Origin of the sequence: Burkholderia sp. Ac-20345 (assembly GCF_017104825.1) — a bacterium.
In the GTDB taxonomy this organism is placed as follows: domain Bacteria; phylum Pseudomonadota; class Gammaproteobacteria; order Burkholderiales; family Burkholderiaceae; genus Burkholderia; species Burkholderia lata_B.
Genome location: NZ_JAAGPO010000399.1, coordinates 1 through 3390, shown reverse-complemented (window position 1 = coordinate 3390; position 3390 = coordinate 1). Strand labels below are relative to the sequence as shown.

The 3390-nt window shown below is 68.3% G+C and carries 3 protein-coding genes; all 3 read right to left on the bottom strand.

All coding sequences use genetic code 11. The features are described 5' to 3' along the window. Positions 1 to 900: TolC family protein (locus G3O06_RS47240; RefSeq protein ID WP_205820180.1), on the bottom strand; the 900-nt coding region annotated here is incomplete at its 3' end. An 8-nt stretch (positions 901 to 908) separates the two neighbouring features. Beyond that, positions 909 to 1847, bottom strand: a complete 939-nt coding sequence (locus G3O06_RS47235) for a glycosyltransferase family 2 protein (RefSeq protein WP_174998049.1) — start codon at positions 1845 to 1847, stop codon at positions 909 to 911. A gap of 10 nt (positions 1848 to 1857) precedes the next feature. Next, positions 1858 to 3390 (bottom strand): DHA2 family efflux MFS transporter permease subunit (locus G3O06_RS47230; protein WP_241020609.1); only part of this gene is annotated, 1533 nt, incomplete at its 5' end.

Below are 3390 nucleotides of genomic sequence, written 5' to 3'. Positions count from 1 at the left end.
GCCCGCGAACGCGCCGACGCGCGGCCGCTGCAGCGCGAGCCCGCGCTCGGGGCCGCGGCCCGACAGCACGCCGAGCTGAAGTTGCCCGAGCTTGATCTGCTCGTCGTTCAGCGCGATCTGCGCGAGCAGCTTGCTGCGCTTGATCGATGCGTCGCTCGCGTCATATGCGTTGTCGAGCCCGCGCGCTGTGCGCTCGCGCAGCACGGTCGTCACGCGCTGGCTGACCTTCAGTTTCTGCTGCAGCAGTTCCTGCGTCGCGTACGACTGGTCAAGCTGGCAGTACACGGTGACGATCGCGACCGCCAGCGTGAGCCGTACCTGCTCGGCCTCGACCCGCGCCGCTTCGCGCAGCGACATCAGGCTCTTCGTCGCGGCGCGGTTCTTGCCCCACAGGTCGAGCTGGTAAGTGAGCCCGACGAACACCGACGACGGCGAGGTGTTCGGATCGCCGAAGATCTCGACCGGTACGCGATAGCCGCCGACCGATACGTCGGCAACGTCGTTGCCCGGCTTCGGCATCCGCGCACGGCTGACCGTCGCACCGGCCGTGCCCGTCAGCCCCGTCAACGAATCGAACTGCTGAAGCTGCGCCTGCGCGATTCGCAGCCGCGCCTGCGCGACCTGCAGGTCGGGATTGTTTTGCGATGCCTCGGCAACCAGTGCGTCGAGTTGCGGATCCTTCAACTGCTTCACCCAGTCTGGCGCGGGCCATGCACCGTTCACGCCAGGGCCGGCCGTGTGCGCGAGCGCATCGTCGGCCGGCGCGCGCAACGACAGCGACGGCAGGAAGCCCGACGGCACGCATCCGCTCAACGCCAGCGACACCGCCGTGGCGACGATCATCATCGAGCCGCCCTTCACGCCACGCGCCGCACCCGCCGCTTGTTTCTCTCGCCGCATCGCGCCCCTCATCCCTGCTGAATGCGCTGCGCGCGCGCGGCCAGACGCGGCCGCGTGCGTTCGAGCGGGCCGAGCCGGCCGAACAGGCCGTCCGCGACGCCGAACAGGATGCCGGCGAGCTTCGCGCGCTTGTCGCGTTCGACGAGCGCGATCTGCACGACCTGCCACACCGTCAGCAGGTTCGGCACGATCGCCACCGGAAAGCGCAGCCCGTATTGCATCCCGAGCTGCACCGCATTGCGTGCGCTGTAGTAGCGCCGTTGCCACGAGTGATTCATCGACGTCATTTCAAAAGGGCCGATCGCGTGACGCTGCTTCGCGCCGATCCGGTGCGGCAGCACCAGCGACGGCACGACATAGAGCGGCACGTTGCGCGACAGCGCGCGGAAGCTGTATTCGGTATCGACGTGATCGATGAACAGCGTCTCGTCGAAGCGGCCGAGCAGGTCGAACGCGTCGCGCGACACGACGCAGCCCGACGAAATCAGGAACGCGCAGCGCTGCGGCGGCGCGCCCGGCTCGATGCGCAGGCGGCGCAGCCCGATCCCGTTGGTCGACAGTTCGGGCAGGAAGCTGCGCGCGTTCTCGTCGAAGATGCGCGGGCCGGCCAGGAACGCGCGCCCCGCAAGCCCCGCGCAGACGTCGCGCATCGCGGGGAAATACGCAGCCGGCACCGACGAATCCTGGTCGAACAGCGCGACGGCATCGATGCCGTCGCGAAACAGCACCGCAAGCCCCGCGTTGTACGCCCCCGCGATCCCGCCGCGATTGCCGTGATGCAACAGCGCGATGCCTTCGCGCGCGCACAGCTCGCGGGCCCGCGCATCGGGCTGCGGCGTGTTGTCGACGACGAGCAGCGCGTCGCACGCGTGCCGCCATGCGCCGAGCGCGTCGAGCTGCGCATCGCTAGGGTGATACAGGATCACGAGTGCGCCGAGTGTCGTCATGTTCCTCTCCTCAATGCCCGAACGACGCCGCCGCGCCGCGCTTCGGCCGCGTCAGCCACATCATTGCCGCGAGTGCGAGACACGTCATGCTTGCCATCCAGAACATGTCGTTGGTCGCCATCATGTAGGCCTGCTGCATCACGACCTGGTGCAGCGTCGACAGCTCGCGCACGCCGTCCACGCCCATCGCGTTCAGCGTGTGCACGAAACGCTGCGTGTTCGCCGACGCGTGCGTGACGGATTGCGACACGACGTCGTAGTGATAGGTCGCGCGGTTGTCCCACAGCGTCACGCTCATCGCGGTGCCGAACGCGGCCGACAGCGTGCGCAGGAAGTTCGACAGGCTCGATGCGGCGGCAAGCCGGTCGTCCGGAATGCGCGACAGCGTCGCGGCCGTCAGCGGAATGAAGAAGCACGGCAGCCCGATCCCCTGGATCAGCCCCGGCGCGGCGATCTGCGCGAACGTCATCTTCAGCGTGAATTGCGCATCCCACGCGAGCACGGCCGCGAATACGAGGAAGCCGAAGGTCGCGAGCACGCGCGCGTCGAAGCGATGCGCATGCAGCCCGACAAGGATCGAGAACACCAGCGCGAGCACGCCGAGCGACGCGGTCGCGAGCCCCGCGTGAAACGCGTTGTAGCCCATCACGGCCTGCATCCACAGCGGGAACACGACGCCGACCACCGAGAAGCTCATCATCCCGAGCGAGATGATCAGCACGCAGAACGAGAACGTGCGATCGCGGAACAGGCTGAGATCGACGACGGGATGCGCTTCGCCCGCCTCCCAGATCAGCAGCGACACGATCGATAGCCCCGCGACCACCGCGAGCGTGACGATCAGCGGCGAGCCGAACCAGCCGCGATCGTGGCCCAGATCGAGCATCGCCTGCAGCGAGCCGACGCCGATCACGAGCAGTACGATGCCCGGCACGTCGATCGGGCCGGCCTCGCCACGTTGCGCGTCGGGGCGCAGCATCGCGGTGCAGACCGCGAACGAGAACAACCCGATCGGCAAATTGATCAGGAAGATCCACGGCCACGAGAAGTTGTCGACGATCCAGCCGCCGACCACCGGCCCGAAGATCGGCGCGAGCAGCACCGTCATCGCCCACAGCGCAAGCGCGATCGTGCGCTTGTCCGGCGGGAACGTGCGCAACAGGATCGTCTGCGACAGCGGCACCATCGGCCCGGAAAACAGCCCCTGCAGCGCGCGGCAGATCACCAGCACGTGCAGGTCGCGCGCGAGCCCGCACAGCAGCGACGTCAGCGTGAACAGCAGGATCGCGCCGACGAACAGCCGCAACTCCCCGACACGGCGCGCGAGCCAGCCCGTCAGCGGCACCGCGATCGCGGCCGCGACCGAATACGAGCTGATCACCCACGTGCCCTGGCTGTTCGATACGCCGAGACTGCCGGAGATCGCCGGCACCGCGACGTTCGTCACGGTCGAGTCGAGCACCTCGATGAAGGTCGCGAGCGATAGCGCGAACGTCAGCAGCGCGAGCCGGACGCCGCGCACCGGCTGTGCGGCCGGGGCCGA